The organism is Rhabdothermincola salaria, from assembly GCF_021246445.1.
GTDB classification, from domain to species: Bacteria; Actinomycetota; Acidimicrobiia; order Acidimicrobiales; family Acidimicrobilacustridaceae; genus Rhabdothermincola_A; species Rhabdothermincola_A salaria.
Genome location: NZ_JAJQXW010000003.1, coordinates 23,313 through 38,916 on the forward strand (window position 1 = coordinate 23,313; position 15,604 = coordinate 38,916).

Genomic DNA, 15,604 nt, shown 5'->3' on the forward strand with positions numbered 1-15,604 from the left:
CGGTACTTGCGCCAAACAAGTTCACCGAGTTCATTGACGCGGTGAACGACGCGGTGAGCTCGGGCCCCCCCATCGGTCAGTTCACCATGCGCCCCGATTCGCCCCAGTAGCGGGCCCGCAGCGCCTTCTTGTCGGGCTTGCCCAGCGCACTGAGGGGGATGGCGTCGACGAGGTCGACCGACTTGGGGGCCTGCACCGAGCCCTTGTGCTCCTTGACCAGGTCGATGAGCTCGGCGGTGTCGAGGTCGACGCCGGGACGGGGCACGACCACCGCCTTCACCGACTCGCCCCAGCGCTCGTCGGGCACGCCGATCACGGCCACCGCGGAGACCGCCGGATGGGTGGAGATGACGTCCTCCACCTCCCGGGGGTACACGTTGAACCCGCCGGTCACGATCATGTCCTTCTTGCGGTCGACGATGTAGAGGAAGCCCTCGTCGTCGGCCCGGGCCACGTCGCCGGTGTGCAGCCACCCGTGGGCGAACGCCTCGGCGGTCTGCTCCGGCTTGCCCAGGTAGCCCTTCATCACCATGGGAGAGCGCACGCAGATCTCCCCCGGCTCTCCGGGCGCCACCTCGTTGCCGTCGTCGTCGAGCAGCGCCACGTGGACCCACGGGACCGGACGGCCACAGCTGGCCAGGCGGTCCAGGTTCGAAGGATCGTGGTCCTCCTTGCGCAGCACCGTGATCGTCATGGGGCACTCGGCCTGGCCGTAGAACTGGAAGAAGATCGGCCCCATCCGTCGGACGGCTTCGGCCAACCGGGTGGGCGAGGCCGCCGAGGCGCCGTAGAACACGGTCTGCAGGCTGGAGAGGTCGTACTGGTCGAACTTGGGGTGATCGAGCAGCACGTACAGCATCGTCGGCACCAACATGGTGGAGGTGATGCGCTTCTCCTCGACGGTGCGCATGAACGTCTCGGGGTCGAAGCCCGGCAGCACGGTGAGCGATCCGCCCCGCAGCAGCGTGGGCACGAAGAAGGCGGCGCCGGCGTGCGACAACGGCGTGCAGATGAGGAAGCGGGTCTCGTCGGGCCACTGCCACTCGGCCATCTGGATCTGGGTCATGGTGGCCTGGCTCTGGTAGCTGCCCATGATCCCCTTGGGCTTGCCCGTGGTGCCGCCCGAGTAGGCGATGCCGGCGAGGGCGTCGGGGTCCACGACCGGGGCGACGAGGGGCTGGGGCTCGAACCCGGCGGCCAGGGCGGTGAGGTCCTCGCCGAACTCGGTGGGACCGAGGGCGAGGAAGTGCTCGATGCCGGGCACCATCTCGGACAGCTGGCGGGCCCGATCGGTGAACGTGTCGGGATCGAAGATCAAGGCGGTGGCCCCGCAGTCGGTGAGCACGTAGGCCTGGTCCTCGACCGAACCCATGGGATGCAGCGGGGTGCTGCGGGTGGCGTTGACCTGGTTGGCCCCCATGGTGAACAGCACCTCGGGCCGGTTGAGCGACAGCATCGACGCCTGCGCGCCCTGGCCGAGGCCGCGTGCGCGGAAGGCCTGGCTGTACCGGCTGACCTGGGCGGCCATCTCCCGGGCGGTCATCGTGCGGTCTCCGATGTTGACCGCCGGCGCGTCGGGCTGCTTGGCCAGGGCGTGGATCAACAGGTCAGCCCCGAAGACGGGGCGGTGCAGCAGCGGAGGCGGTGTGACGTCGGTCATGGGCGGCGACCCTACCGCTCGGCCGGCGGCTCGACGGGCTCCCGGCTCGACGGGCCCGCGCCCGCCGCGGCCCGGAGCTCGCTCAACCGGCGCGCACGACCCGGCCGTGGCGGCCGTTGGGCCGGCCGCTGGCGGCCCGGCCGGTGGGCGCCGGCGGACGGGCGAAGTCGTCGGCCACCCGCTCGAGCTGGTCGCGCAACGAGCGGAGATCGGTGCCGCTCCACTCGGCGAAGGTCTGGGCGATGATCTCGTCGGTCGCCCCCCGGTAGGCCTCGTAGGCGACCTCGCCCTGCGGCGTGAGCTCGACGATGCCGGCCCGGCCGTCGGTGGGGTCGGCGCGGCGGAACACATAGCCGCCTTCGGAGAGGTCGCGGATCTCGCGACTGATCAGGGGGGCCTCGAGGTCGGCCAGCCGGGCCAACGACGACAGCCGGATGGGACCCGCCTTGTGCAGCGCCGACAGGATGGCGATCGCCGGGCGGGACAGCGAGAGGCCGGCGCGCTCGGCCCGGATGCGCGCCGCCTCACGACCCATGCTGATGCGACCGATCCTCGTGATCGCCTCTTCCACCCGACGCAGATCGTCCAACCGGCTCATCCCGGGCGAACCTAGCAGTGACGGCAGGCACATGTGACCACCGACACCGACGGACCTCCGCCGAGGCTCGGGTTGCCGCTCCGGCCGGTCAGTCCCAGTAGGTGCCCGCCAGCATCTGCTCGAGCAGCGGTCGGAACATGACCAGGTCGTCGGGGTCGGCGGGCATCTCGGCCTGGCCGTAGGTGATGCTGCGCAGGCTGGTGCGGGTGGAGACGATGGCGAAGCGGAGGGCGGCGAACACCTCGAACCACTCGAGGGCCTCGACCGAGCGGCCGCTCATCTCGGCGTACTGCGCCGCGACCTCGTCGCGACGCATGAAGTCCGGCAGGCCCGGCATGTCGTAGGTCTCGGCCATGTTCTGGAAGAACTTGTGCAGGAAGATCATCCAGGCCAGGTCGACCTCGGCCGGGCCGAGCGCCGCCATCTCCCAGTCGAGCACCGCCGTGGGAGTGGGGCCGTCCCAGAGCATGTTGCCGATGCGGGCGTCGCCCCAGTTGAGCACCGTGGGGTTGACGAGGGTCGGCCGGTTGGCCTCCAACCAGTCGAAGGTCCGCTCGATGAGCGGGAAGTGGCCACCGTCGCGAGCCCATTCGTAGTACCCACGCTCGTGCCCGAGGTGCTGATCGAGGGCGGTGTCGCCCTTGGCGGGCCGGTCGAGGAACGACAGCTCGGCGTTGTCGGGGCGCAGCTCGTGCAGGCGCACCAGCACCGACACCGCGTTGCGCTGCATCTCGGCTCGTTCGTCGTCGGTGAGGTCGGCGACCCAGCCGCCGAACACGTACGGCGGCACGTCGGTGGGCGGCTGGCCGTCGACGCGGCGCATGACGAGGAACGGGACCTCGAGCACCGCCTCGTCGAGGACCACCGCCACGACCTCGGGGACGGGCACGTCGGTGCGCTCACCCACGATGCGCATCGCCTTGGCCTGCAGCTCGATGTCGTAGTGCTGGAAGACGGGGACGAGGGAGGGCAGGGGCGCCAGCCGGGCCACCAGTCGGTCCACGGCGCCGCCGTGCTCCACGTCGAAGAGGATGCTCTCGCTCGACATGCCGTTCTCGGGCGTGGTCACCTCGACCAGACGGGCATCGGGACCCAGCGCGTCGCGGGCCCATCCTTCGAGGCTGCGCCCGATCTCGGCGGGGTCGCGTCGCCAGGGGGTGTCGAGGTTGATGGGAGCGCTCTCGTCGGCCATGGGTGTGACGATAGTCAACGCCTGACTCGGGCAAGTTTCGCCGGCGTGGGCAGCCCCGGAACCGGACGATCTCGCGGTCGTCGGTCGTCGGTCATCGGCGCGAGCCTCAGCGGCCGGGGGGTACCAAGGCGTCGAACAGCGCGCGCACCCCGAAAACGAAGAGGGCGTCGCGATCCGGGTTGGCCGACAGGGCGTCGACGAGCTCGGGGTCGTCGGTGTCGGTGGGCCACACCGAGGCGGTGGTGACCTCGTCGCCGTCCTGGCGGGCGACCCGTTCGAGCATCACCGAGCCCACGACGTGGGTGCTGAGGACCCGCAGGGCGAAGGCGGCGTCCTTGCCGCGCACCCCCGACCCGGCGAGCTCGGCGGCCATGGCCTGCTCGACGGGTTGGAACATCGACGCCGTGCGCTGGCGCTCGTGGGCCAGCCCGATCAGATGGGGACGATCCTGGATCCGCCTTCGCAGGGTCTCGGCCAGCGAGACGATGCGCTCGGCCGGGCTGTCGCCGACGGCCCGGATGGTGCCCATCTCGGCGACGAAGCGGTCGACCAGGGCGTCGAGCAGGGCATCGCGGTTGCCGACGTGCCAGTAGATGGCGGTGACGGCCACGCCCAGCTCGTCGGACAGGCGGCGCATCGTGAGGGCATCGGCACCGTGCTCGTCGACGAGGCGCATGGCGGTGTCGATGACCGTGTCGCGGCTGATCGGCACGCGGGGCGGGGCCGGCAGGTCGCCGGCCCCGCCGTGGTCGTCGATGTCCTCGGCGCCCCGGCCCCCTGGGGTCGAGGCCGCCCGCGCTGCGCTCACACGGTCAGCTTTGCATGCCCGGCAGCAGCGGGAAGTCATGGCCGGTGAGCCAGTGACGGCCGACCTCCTTCACCGGGGCCCACTTCTCCGTGAGGTCGGCGGCGGTCTGGCCGTCGCGGAGCTGGCCGAGGTCGGTGGGCGTGGGTCCCACCTTGTCGGAGATGGGCCGCAACGAGGCGAGGTCGAACCCGAAGGTGTCGGCCGCGGCCAGGCCGAGCATCCGACGCGACTCCTCGACGGGGATGTCGAAGAAGGTCTTCTGCAGCCAGTCGTGGGTGTTGGGCCAGGTGCCCTCGGGGTGGGGGAAGTCGGTGCCCCACAGCATGTTGTCGATGCCGATCTCGTAGCGCTGGCCGAGCTCGCGGCGCTTCACGTTGGCCAGGCCGGTGAAGCAGTTGCGGTCGACGATCTCGCTCGGGAGCATGTCGCCCAACGCGGCCTGGAACGGACCCTGGCTGAGCTTGGAGGCGCCCCGCGAGCCGAGCAGCAGGCGGTCCCACGACCACAACAGGCCGGGCAGCCACCAGCAGCCGCCCTCGGTGACGCCGAAGCGCAACCCCGGGAAGCGATGGAAGACGCCGGACCACAACAGGAACCACAACGGCCGGGCCGGCCACCAGGTGACCTCGGTGACGTAGATCCCCAGGTGGTCGCCGTACTCGTCGCGCGACGCCGAGCCGGAGTGGGTGACCACCGGCATGCGCAGCTCTTCGCACAGCGCCCAGATCGGGTCGTAGCTGCGATCGTGGTACGGGGTCTGGTCGACCCACATGGCGGGGATCATCACCGCGCCCAACCCGTTGTCGTGGGCCCACTGGATCTCGGCGATGACCTTCTCGGTCTCGACGGTGATCGGGACGAGCGCTACGCCCTTGCGCCGCTCGGGGCTGTGGGAGCACAGCTCGGCCAACCATCGGTTGTGGGCCTTGGCCCCGGCCATGCCCAGCTCGGGGTCGAGGTCGCCCGAGAGGCCGAGCCCGGCACCGAAGGGCACGCAGGTGCGGCTCTCGACGGCGTCGGCGTCGGGGTACACCACCTCGGCGGCCACCCCGTCGTTGTCGAGGGCCTGGTCGCGCTTGATGGCGTCCCACCCTCCGGCGAGCTCTTCGTCGTGGTCCTCGAACCACTTCTTGGCGTACTTCTCGTCGCGCACCCCCATGCGGGTGGCCGCCTCGAGCTGTTCGTGGCGCTGGGCGAGGAACTCGTCGAACTGCGGGTGGTACCTCGACTCGAGGTACTGCCGGTACTGCTCGGTGGGCAGACCGGCGTGGGAATCGGCGGCGATGATCAGGTAGGGGTCGTCGTCGGCGAAGGTCTGGGTGCTGGAGGGTGCCGGCTGGGTGGGGCTGCTGGACACGATGGTCTCCTGTCTCTGGTGCCTACTCGGCGGCGGTCGTGAACTGGTAGCCGATGAAGGCCGGGCACTTGTCCGCCTCCTGGGGCACCTCACCGGGCACCAGGGGCTGGTCGACGTCGCTCACCCGGGGTCCGACCTGCTGGGCGAGGGGTCGGAGGGCCTCGAGGTCGAAGCCGTAGAGCGCCGCCGCGTTGCCACCCAGCATCATCTGCACCTCGTCGTGGGGCACCCCGGCGAACGAGCCGCGGATGGCCTCGAGCGAGAAGGGGAAGCTGGACTCCTTGTGGGGGTAGTCGCTCCCCCACATGATCCGGTCGACGCCGACCGAATGGCGCATCTTGACCTCGTCGGGCCGGATGAAGCTGGCGCCGAGGTGGCACTGGCGGGCCCAGTACTCGCTGGGCTTCAGCGACATGGAGCCGACGACCTCGCGCCCCCACACCTGCTCCTGGGAGCCCCCCGCGCCGCCCATGCGACCCCAGAAGTAGTCGAGGCGGGCCAGCTCGTCGGGAACCCACGCCGAACCCTGCTCGGTGAAGACCAGCTGCAGGTTCGGGTGCCGTTCGAAGACCCCCCCGACGAGGAGGTGGGTGAGCGCCCGGTGGGCCCACCACGAGACCTCGAGGAGGAACACGACAGCGTCCTCGGCCGTGGGCCCCATCGGCGGCGCCGCGCTCCCGGTGTGGTGGTTCACCGGCATCTCGAGCTCCTCGGCGGCCTGCCAGAGGGGTTCGTAGTACGGGTCGTAGAGCTGCGGGAGGCCCAGCCCCGGCGGGGTGCCGGGGAGGAGGATGCCGCCCGTGAGGCCCTGCTCCTTGGCCCAGTGCATCTCGGCCACGGACGCCTCGATGTCGTGCAGGGTGATCTGGATCACCCCCGCCCGACGACCCGGCAGGTCGGCGCAGAACTCGGCCAACCAGCGGTTGTGGGCCTGGAGGCCGGCCCATCGACGGGCGTTGTCGTCGGCGGTGACGGCAGGCGGCTGGGCGGTGAGGGAGGTCTTCGGGAAGAACGGGGGGATGGTGTTGGGGAACAGCACCTCGGCCACCTGCCCGTCGGCCTCGAGCTCGGCGGCCCGGCGGGAGCTGTTCCAGTTGCGGTCGCCGTCGCGACCCTTGAGGTCCTCGTAGGTGACCTCGTAGTCTGCGGCCCAGGCGTCGAACTCGTCGTGCCACTGCGATGCCAGGTACGGCTTGTAGCCCTCCATGAAGGCCCCGCAGTGGCCGTCGGCGGAGATGACGACGTAGCGCTCGTCGGCGAGCGATCCGGTCATGGCAGCTGTCCCCTCGGGTCGTGGTGCCGGCGGCGCCGCCAGCGTGACCCACGTCACCGTAGCGCTGTTACAGAGCCCCTGTCACGTCGCCCCAGGGTCGGCCGCGGCGCCTCGGGCGGGCGGCGCTCGGCACTCGGCGCGTTGCGGTCGATCTCGCCCGGCCTCGTGCTCAGCGGCGGGCCCGAGGCAGCTTCAGGTGGCGCTCGGCGATGTTGTTGCGGTTGATCTCCCCCGGCCCCGTGCTCAGCGCCGGGCCCGGGGCAGCTTCAGGTGGCGCTCGGCGATGTTGTTGCGGTTGATCTCTGTCGTGCCGCCGTAGATGGTGGTGACCGGGGCGTGGCGGGCGTCGTACTCGACGAAGCCGTCGGCCGCGGCGCCGGGCTGGTGGAACTGCAACAGCCCGGCCGGCCCGGCCATGCGCTGGAAGGCCTCGGCGGCGCGCTGGTAGGCCTCGGTGGCGAAGACCTTGGTCATGGAGCCCTCGAGTCCGGCCTGGCCGCCCGAGGCCGCGATCCAAGCCGAGCGCTGGGTGAGCAGCGCGGCCACCTGGTTGTCGATGGCGACGCGGGCCATCTCTTCGCGCACCCGGGGGTCGGTGTCGATGCCCACCTCGGCGGCCCAGTGCCGGAAGTGGCGCAACAGGGGCACCCCAGTGTTGGTCCCGCCCATCACGCCCCGCTCGAAGGACAGGGCGACGGTCATGGTGCGCCAGCCGCCGTTGACCTCGCCGAGCACGGCCTCGTCGCCCACGCGCACGTCGTCGTACCAGGTGGCGTTGGTGCGCTCGGTGGCCATGGTGTGCACCGGCTCGACCGTGATGCCGGGGGTGTCCATCGGGAGGATGAACATGGTGAGGCCCTTGTGCTTGGGCAGGTCGGGGTCGGTGCGGGTGAGCAGGATGAGCCACCTGGCCTCGTGGGCCATGGTGGTCCACATCTTGGCGCCGTCGATCACCCACTCGTCGCCGTCGCGGACGGCCTTGGTGGTGATCGACGCCACGTCGGAGCCGTAGTCGGCTTCGGAGTAGCCCATGCACACCAGTGCCTCACCGGCGAGGATCGACGGGAGGATGCGTTCCTTCTGCTCCTCGGTGCCGACGGCCTGCACCACGCCGGCGATCATGAGGGCCACGGCCAGCCCGTCGATCGGGGCGCCGGCCTTCTCGAGCTCGTTGAACATCACCCACAGCTCGACCGGGTCGCCCTTGCCCAACCCGGGCGTGGCCCGTTCCAGGAACCCGTGCTCGGCCAGGGCGCGGTTGAGGGCCGGGAGGTCGAACGTGCCGGTGGTGTGCATGCGGTCGATGTCGGCGGGGGTCACCGTGTCGGCCACGATCCGACGGATGGTGTCGCGGAAGTCGCGGACGGCGGGAGAGAGCGAGAAGTCCATCAGGCGACACCTCCGGGGTGGCCGAACAGGCGGTCGGCGAGGCCCAGGCACTCCTGGGCCGGGTCGCCGGCGACGAGGCGCCAGCCCCGTGCCCGCCGGTAGTAGAGCTGGATGTCGTACTCCTCGGCGAAGCCGTAGCCGCCGTGGTAGTGCAACGAGCGGTGGGTGGCCGTGGACGCGGCGTCCCCGGCGAACACGAAGGCCATCGAGGCCAACGCCGAGGGGTCGGTGACGTCGTTGCGGTCGATGTCGACCAGCCCCGCCTCGTCGCCCTCGAGGGCGGCCGCCCACGCCGCCTTGTGGGCCAGCATGCGGCCCCCGTCGACGAGCACGGGCAGATCGGCCAGTCCGTGCTGCACGGACTGGAACGACCCGATGGGCACCCCGAACTGCTGGCGCTCCATCACGTAGCTCACCCCCATGCGCATGGCCTGGTCGGCGATGCCCACCAGCGCGGCCGCGGTGAGCACCTTCCACTCGGCGAGGAGCCGCTCGGCGTCGCCCGCCGGACCCAGCACGGTGCGTTCGCCCTGGCGGGCGGAGCGGTCGGCCAACGGCGCGGCGGCGTGGTTGAGGGGACCTTCGCCCGGCGGCGTGGATCGCACCGCCACCACCTCGTCGCCGTCCACGCCCACCACCACGTCGGCCACCGCACCGGCCGGCACGAGATGCCAGGTCCCGTCGGGACCGGCCGGCGCCAGCGCGACCGTGGCGATCGACTCGCCGGCCACGAGGTCGGCCTCGGGCCAGGCCCGCGCCGCCACGGCGTGCTCCACCAGCGGCACCGGGGCGATCGCCCGTCCGTAGGCCTCGGCCACCACCACCAGATCGGCCAACGAGGCACCGCCGCCGCCGGCGTCCTCGGCCACGCCCATCCCCGGAGCGCCGAGCTCGATCACCTTGGCCCACAGGTCGCGATCGAAGCCGAGCGGCTCAGCGGCCCGGGCCACCTCCGGCGGCGACTCCTTGACGAAGAACCCGTCGAACAGCTCGGCGATCGCCTGCTGGTCGTCCGTCAATCCGAGGTCCACGCTCATCGGAGGGTCACCGTCCTGGTCGTCGCACGCCGGTCGTCGGGGGCCGGGCCCGCACCTGGCCCGGTGGTGAAGTGTCCCTCACCGCCAGGCACCTCCTCGAATCCGACGGACCGCTCGGTCCGTGACCCCCGAGGTCCGCCACCCGGTCAGCCGGTGCGCTCAGCGGCGCACGAGCCAGGCGGCCACGAAGGCGACACCGTTGGTGGCCAGGTGGCCCACCACCGGGGCGAGGAGGCTCTTGGAGCGGACCCGTAGCCAGCAGAAGGCGAGTCCGGCCACGAAGGTCACGGCGACGTTGCCCACGACCACCAGCGCCTGGCCCGGGGGGCTCGACGTGAGCCCGTCGAGCGAGGCGTTGTCGGCCATGGTGTTCAGGGTCGGCGAGATGTGCCAGAGCCCGAACAGCGCCGAGGACGCCAGGGCTCCCCGCCACGGCCCCCAGGCCTGCATCCCCGTGCCCAGCAACAGCCCCCGGAAGGCGAGCTCCTCGGGCAGGACGGTGGCGACGAGGATCCCGAAGCCGACCTCCCACAACAGCTGGTCGTAGGGGACCTGGGCCCGGTCGTCGTCGAGGAACCCCGAGGTGGCCGGGACGACCGCGGCTGCGGCCACCACCACCCCGACCAGGGCCAGGGCGGCCAGGCCCCAGCGCAGGCCCGCGCCCAGATACCGGCGCTCGAGGCCGAGCGTGGGAGCGTCGACCCGGCCGAGGACCGCGACGACGGCCAGCGCGACCAGCAGGCCGAGCGCCGCCAGGTCGGTGTGGTCGCCGAACAGGCCGACCCCGCGGGCCACGTTGAACAGGACGAGGACCCCTGCGGTGGCCGCGAAGGTCCGAGCCGGGTGCATGACGAGCGCCGCGATCAGCCGACGGGGGTGTCGTCGCCGAGGGCGGCGACCGCGTCGCGCAGGGCGAGGGTGCGACCGGCCGTCCAGTCGTCGGGCGCCGCCACCGCCACCCACGCGTCGGGCATGTTGGGGTCGTAGTTGTGCCCGTACCCGGGCGGGGCGCTGAACCCGGCCATGAGGTCGAACACCTCCTGCACCAGGGTCACGCCGGGGACCCAGAGGAACGGACCCGAGACGCCGGGTCCGACCGGATCGGCCATCCAGTCGGGTCTGCTCCACAGCGAGTCGACGTTGACCCACGTGACCGGGTCGGTGGCGTGGGTGAGGTACACGACGGGGTTGCCGGGCAACGCTCCGGCGATCGCGTCCTCGCCGGGGGTGCCGCGCAGGGTCACCCCGTCGACCTCGGGCGCCCACGACGGCGTGCCTGCCGGGCGGGCCTGCACCACGTCGCGCCAGATGGGGTTGGCGAAGGTGGGCCCGGCCCACAGCACGGCGTCGGGCAGCTCGGTGGCCGCAGCCAGCGAGCCATCGAGGCTGCCGCGGTCGAACACCTCCTCGCTGCCGTAGGAGCCGAGGCTGAGCCCGAAGAACACCAACCGGGGCCGATCGTCCTCCGGCAGCTCGGCCCACCGTTCGGTGACCGCGGCGGCCAGGGCGCGAGCGTTCTCGGCGGCCTTGTCGAGGTCGACGAGGAAGGAGATCCAGCTGGGCAGGTACGAGTACTGGGTGCCGACGATCGCCGTGTCGCCGGCCCGCAGGAGCTCGAGTGACGACGACGAGACCGGGTCGATCCAGCCGGTGCCGGTGACGGTGACCACGGCCAGCACCGAGCGGTCCCAGGCCCCGGTGCGGTCGAGCTCCTCGACGGCGAGGGCGGCCTGGGCCTCGGGACCGTCGGCGGACTTCAGCCCCGCGTACACCCGGATGGGTTCCATGGCCTCAGCGTCGGGGCCGGCGAAGTCCTGGAGCTGTTCGAGGGTGGGGCCGCCGGCGGCGAAGCTGCGGCCTTCGTACCCGAGCGTGTCCCACGGCACCAGCGATGCCGGGCTCCCCGAGCGCTCGGGCGCGGTCGGCGCCACGACCCCGGGAGGCGTCTCGTCGTCGAAGGTGCCGAAGCTGGCGTTGAGCCGGTCGAGCAGCTCGGTGGCGACCACGTCACGGGTGACCACCACCGACACGACGACCACGATGACCACGGTGGCGGCCACGGCCAGGGGGCGGGGCACGTAGCGGGTGATGCGCCGGTCGATCCGCCGGATCAGCCAGGCCACGCTGCGGCCGATGACGAAGAGCACCAGGCCCACGCCGACGGCGACGAGCACGAACGGCACCAGCTGGACCTGGCTCATGGGCTCCATGCCCAGGACCTCGCGCTGGTCGTTCTGCCAGGTGACCCACGCGCCCAGGCCGGCCACTGTGATGACCCCGGCGATGCCGGCGAAGATCTGGCGACCGTAGGGCAGGACCGCGGGCACCGGGCGGCCGGCGAGGCGCCACACCATGGTGGCCACCCAGGCCACCAGGGACCCGACCGCCAGGCCGAGCGTCACGGCGACGGCGGTGATGACGCCTTGGACGAGGCCCGAGCGGGGCATGAGCGACGGGAAGACCGACGCCCAGGCGAACGCCAGCGCCACCCAGCACGGGAAGTGGGCCACCGGGCGCAGCAGGGCGGTGCGCCAGCGCTCGGGTCGTGCTCGCCCTGCCGGGGGTCGGGGCTCGTCGGTCGCCGCTTCGGGGTGCGTGTCCACTCTGACCTCGTCGACGACCGCGGGCCGGGCGCCCGTCTCCTCGCGTCGTGGGGCCATCCTGCCTCACGCGACGATCCGGCCCGGGGAGTCCCGCGGGCCGGATCGTTCGGTGTCGTGGTCGGTGCGCCGAGCTCAGCCGGCGTCGGCGGAGGCGGTGTCCTTGGCCCAGCGGTAGTCGGCCTTGCCGGCCGGGGAGCGCTTGATGGACTCCACGAAGGTGACGGCCCGGGGGGTCTTGTAGCCGGCGATGGTCTGGCGGCAGTGGGCGCTGAGGTCCTCGACCGTCGGACGGGCGTCGCCCCGAGCGGCGATCACGGCCACCACCCGCTCGCCCCAGCGGTCGTCGGGGACACCGACGACGAGGGCGTCGAAGACGTCGGGGTGGCTCTTGAGCGCCTCCTCGACCTCCTCGGGATAGACCTTCTCGCCACCGGTGTTGATGCACTGCGACCCGCGGCCGAGCAGGGTGACGATGCCGTCGTCGTCGACGGTGGCGAAGTCCCCGGGCACCGACCAGCGGTTGCCGTCGGCGTCGGTGGGGAAGGTGGCGGCCGTCTTGGCCTCGTCCTTGTAGTAGCCGAGCGGGATGTGCCCGCGACGGGCGAGGCGTCCGACCTCTCCGGGGGCGACCGGACGGAGGTCGTCGTCGATGACCTGCAGCTCGGGGCCTACCACGAAGCGGCGGGGGCCACCCTCCGCGCTCATGCCGCCGGCCCCGGTCTCGGACGCGCCGTAGGCGTCCATCACCTGCACGTGGGGAATGAGCTCCTTGAGCTGGCCCTGCACGGCCGGCGAGAACACGCCACCGCCCGAACCGATGCGGAACATGCCCGAGAGGTCGTAGGCGTCGGGCTTCTCGGCCAGGGCGTCGGCGAGGGGCCGGGCCATGGCGTCGCCGACGAGCGTGAGGCCCATGCACTTCTCACGCTCGGCCAGGGCCCACACCGCGTGGGGATCGAGACCCCGCTCCGTGTAGAGGCAGACGCCGGCCCCGGCGAACATCATCCCGCACATCCCCCACTGCGCAGCGCCGTGCATGAGGGGAGCGATGATCAGGCTGGGCCGGGCGAACTCCTCCGGCAGCGATCGTTCGGTGATCCCCTGCGGGCTGGTCACCGGTTCGGGACCGAGGCCCGAGGACAGAGCGGCGAAGAAGAGGTCCTCGTGCCGCCACATCACACCCTTGGGCATGCCGGTGGTGCCGCCGGTGTAGAGGAAGTAGAGGTCGTCGTCGGAGCGCTGGTTGCCGATGGCGCTGGTGTCCTGGGCCCCCACCACGTCGTCGTAGCGGGCGGCGTCGCCGGCATCGGCGTCGGAGCCGTCCTCGATCACGATGCGGTGCTTCAGCTTGGGCAGCTTGGGGGCGATCTCGTCGACGATCGGGGCGAACGAGCGCTCGAAGATCAACACCTCGGCGTCGGAGTTCTCGAGCACGTACTCGAGCTCGTGGGCCACGTAGCGGTAGTTGATGTTGATCGGCACGACCCGGGCCTTGAAGGCGCCGAAGAAGACCTCGGCCCATTCGGACCGGTTCCACGAGTACATGGCCACCTTGGCCTCGGGCTCGAGGCCGAGGTCGAGCAGGGCCCGGGCCACCTGGTTGGTGCGCTCGTCGAACTCACGGAACGTGTAGCGCACGTCGCCGGCCACCACCGCCAGTCGGTCGGGGACGCTCTCGGCGACGATCTCGAGCAGGTCGCCGAGGTTGTAGGTGCGCGTCGGCGTGGTGGTGTCGGGCATTGCTTCCCCCAGTGGGCGGTCGTGAACTCAGTTGACAGTGTAAAGCAGCCGGAAGACCGGGCTGCCGGGTCGGTCCCGTCGTCGCGTCGGTCCCGTCGGGCCGTCGCTCGACGGCAGCCGCCGTGCCGGACCGACGGTCAGGTGGCGGCGTCGATGGCGGCGAAGTCCGGTTGGCGCTTCTCGGCGAAGGCGCTGAGGGCCTCGATGTTGGCCGGGGCGCCCATGAGCACGGCGAAGGCGGCGTTCTCGCGCTCGCGGGCGGCCTCGATGTCGGCCGCGAACGGGGCGATGATGGCCGCCTTGGAGGTGACCAGGCTGTCGATGGGCTTGGCCGCCAGGACCCGGGCGTGGGCCATGGTCGTCTCCATGAGCTGGTCCGGCCCGCAGACCTTCCAGGCCAGACCCATCTCGTGGCACTCCTGGGCGGTGAGCCACTCCGAGCTGAGCAGGGCCCAGGTGGCGTTCTGGCGCCCGACCAGGCGGGGGAACGTGAAGCTGCTGGCCGCCTCGGGGGCCACGGCGAGGCTGGTGAAGGGGCACTTGAGCCGGGCGGTGTCGGCCATGAACACCAGGTCGGCGAAGCCCACCATGGTGGCGCCGATGCCCACCCCCAGGCCGTTGACGGCCAGCAGCAACGGCTTGGGGAAGCCGGCCAACTGGTCGATGAGGCCCGGGAAGCCGTACCGGCCCGGGGTGAAGTCCGGACCCATGCGGGCCGCCATCTCCAACAGGTCGGTGCCGGCCGAGAAGGCCCCCTCGCTGCCGGTGATGACCACCACGGCCACGCTGCGGTCCTCCGCCGCGGCCATGAGGGCCTCGGTGGTGGCGTCGTAGAGGGCCTCGTTGAAGGCGTTGCGGGCCTCGGGGCGGTCGAGGGTGAGGACGCGCACCCGGTCGGTGTCGTGGATCTTCAACATGTCGTCGATGCCCCCGGTCAGTCGAGGACCAGCTCGGCGGCCTGGCGCAGCGCCTCGGGGCTGCGGGCGCCGAGCATGATCGTGGTGACGGGGCTGTCCTTCCAGGCCTGGAGGCGGTCCTTGATGCGCGACGCCGGCCCGACGAGGGAGATCTCGTCGGCGAAGTCGTCGGGCACGGCGGCGATGGCCTCGTCGCGCTTGCCCTCGAAGAAGAGGTCCTGGATCTTGTAGGCCTCCTCCTCGAAGCCCATCCGGGCCATGAGCTTGGTGTGGTAGTTCTGGCCCTTGGCGCCCATGCCGCCGATGTAGAAGCCGAGGGAGGCCTTCACCGGCCACAGGCCCTGCTCCACGTCGTCGGTCACGTTGAAGGTGACCAGGGCGTTGATCTCGAAGCCGTCCTTGGCGCCGGCGATCTGGTCGGCGTACACCTCCGGGCGGTACGGCGAGTAGTAGAGCGGGAACCACCCGTCCGCGATCTCGGCGGTCTGAGTGACGTTCTTGGGGCCCTCGGCCCCGATGAAGATCGGGATCTCCGAGCGCAGGGGGTGGGTCATGATCTTGAGCGGCTTGCCCAGCCCGGTGCTGTCGGGGCCGTCGTAGGGCATCGGGTAGAAGGGCCCGTCGTTGGTGAGGTGCTCCTCGCGCCGGAACGCCCGGCGGATGATGTCGACGTACTCGCGGGTGCGGGCCAGGGGCTTGTTGGCGGGCTGGCCGTACCACCCCTCCACCACCTGCGGGCCGCTGACCCCGAGGCCGAGGATCATGCGGCCGCCGGAGAGGTGGTCGAGGGTCATGGCCGACATGGCGGTGGCCACCGGCGTACGGGCCGCGATCTGCACCACCGAGGTGCCGAGGCGCACCTTCTCGGTGTGCGCCGCGATCCACGCCAGCGGGGTGAAGGCGTCCGAGCCCCAGGACTCAGCCGTCCAGACCGAGTCGAACCCGAGCTTCTCGGCCTCCTGGCTCAGCTCCACGATGTTCGCCGGCGGCTGTGCCGGCCAGTAGCCCCAGACGAGACCGAGCTTCATGT

General features: G+C 71.5%; 13 protein-coding genes. All 13 read right to left on the minus strand.

Going from position 1 to position 15,604, the window contains the following annotated elements; genetic code table 11:
* Window positions 1-76: 76 nt before the first annotated feature.
* Window positions 77-1,660 carry an AMP-binding protein gene (locus LUW87_RS13370; protein ID WP_232671691.1) on the minus strand — a complete coding sequence of 528 codons (1,584 nt, stop codon included), beginning with the start codon at window positions 1,658-1,660 and terminating at the stop codon, window positions 77-79.
* 82 nt (window positions 1,661-1,742) lie between these two features.
* Window positions 1,743-2,258, minus strand: coding sequence for a MarR family winged helix-turn-helix transcriptional regulator (locus LUW87_RS13375; protein ID WP_232671692.1), 516 nt, complete (start codon window positions 2,256-2,258; stop codon window positions 1,743-1,745).
* An 88-nt stretch (window positions 2,259-2,346) separates the two neighbouring features.
* Entirely contained in the window at window positions 2,347-3,450 is a 1,104-nt protein-coding gene (locus LUW87_RS13380; RefSeq protein ID WP_232671693.1) for a phosphotransferase family protein, read from the minus strand.
* Between the two features lie 106 nt (window positions 3,451-3,556).
* Window positions 3,557-4,258 (minus strand): TetR family transcriptional regulator, encoded by a 702-nt coding sequence (locus LUW87_RS13385; protein ID WP_232671694.1) that lies wholly within the window; start codon window positions 4,256-4,258, stop codon window positions 3,557-3,559.
* A 4-nt stretch (window positions 4,259-4,262) separates the two neighbouring features.
* Window positions 4,263-5,615 (minus strand): amidohydrolase family protein, encoded by a 1,353-nt coding sequence (locus tag LUW87_RS13390; protein WP_232671695.1) that lies wholly within the window; start codon window positions 5,613-5,615, stop codon window positions 4,263-4,265.
* Between the two features lie 22 nt (window positions 5,616-5,637).
* Window positions 5,638-6,888 carry an amidohydrolase family protein gene (locus LUW87_RS13395; protein WP_232671696.1) on the minus strand — a complete coding sequence of 417 codons (1,251 nt, stop codon included), beginning with the start codon at window positions 6,886-6,888 and terminating at the stop codon, window positions 5,638-5,640.
* Window positions 6,889-7,131: 243 nt separating this feature from the next.
* Window positions 7,132-8,277: an acyl-CoA dehydrogenase family protein gene (locus LUW87_RS13400; RefSeq protein WP_232671697.1), complete on the minus strand. Its 1,146-nt coding sequence runs from the start codon at window positions 8,275-8,277 to the stop codon at window positions 7,132-7,134.
* A complete protein-coding gene (locus LUW87_RS13405; protein WP_232671698.1) occupies window positions 8,277-9,314 on the minus strand; it encodes an acyl-CoA dehydrogenase family protein in 1,038 nt (345 codons plus the stop codon). The genes LUW87_RS13400 and LUW87_RS13405 overlap by 1 nt, the downstream gene beginning before the upstream one ends.
* A 159-nt stretch (window positions 9,315-9,473) precedes the next feature.
* Entirely contained in the window at window positions 9,474-10,163 is a 690-nt protein-coding gene (locus tag LUW87_RS13410) for a CPBP family intramembrane glutamic endopeptidase (RefSeq protein ID WP_232671699.1), read from the minus strand.
* A gap of 14 nt (window positions 10,164-10,177) precedes the next feature.
* Entirely contained in the window at window positions 10,178-11,974 is a 1,797-nt protein-coding gene (locus LUW87_RS13415) for an alpha/beta-hydrolase family protein (protein ID WP_232671700.1), read from the minus strand.
* A gap of 75 nt (window positions 11,975-12,049) precedes the next feature.
* Complete coding sequence (locus LUW87_RS13420; protein WP_232671701.1) at window positions 12,050-13,657, minus strand: acyl-CoA synthetase; 1,608 nt, start codon at window positions 13,655-13,657, stop codon at window positions 12,050-12,052.
* 137 nt (window positions 13,658-13,794) lie between these two features.
* A complete protein-coding gene (locus LUW87_RS13425; protein ID WP_232671702.1) occupies window positions 13,795-14,574 on the minus strand; it encodes an enoyl-CoA hydratase/isomerase family protein in 780 nt (259 codons plus the stop codon).
* A 17-nt stretch (window positions 14,575-14,591) separates the two neighbouring features.
* The gene (locus LUW87_RS13430; protein WP_232671703.1) at window positions 14,592-15,602 is read right to left on the minus strand and encodes an LLM class F420-dependent oxidoreductase; all 1,011 of its coding nucleotides are present in this window, start codon (window positions 15,600-15,602) and stop codon (window positions 14,592-14,594) included.
* Window positions 15,603-15,604: the final 2 nt, after the last annotated feature.